At 34.1% G+C, this 255-nt stretch carries 1 pseudogene; it reads right to left on the reverse strand.

Features of this window, described 5'->3' with window-relative positions:
• A pseudogene (locus SB717_RS37680) lies at positions 1–255 on the reverse strand (polyamine aminopropyltransferase); the annotation flags it as partial.

Genomic DNA, 255 nt, shown 5'->3' on the forward strand with positions numbered 1-255 from the left:
GCGAACATCATTTACTTGGACTAAATTAATATTTTGATAATTACTCTTTTCTTCAAATAACTTCGTATGTTCACCAGCTTGTATTTCCTTTAGAGAAATTTCATCCCACACATCTAAGCTGTGTGAATCTGTGGGTACTATAATTACATTTTCTGATTGTACTTGTTTATCCTGTGCATCTTGTTCTTCTTGTTTACCATGCTTGTCCTGCTGATTTTCTATTTCCTGCTCTTCTAGTTCAAACTTGTCAGAGTC

Source organism: Priestia sp. SIMBA_032 (assembly GCF_046535215.1).
GTDB classification, from domain to species: Bacteria; Bacillota; Bacilli; order Bacillales; family Bacillaceae_H; genus Priestia; species Priestia aryabhattai.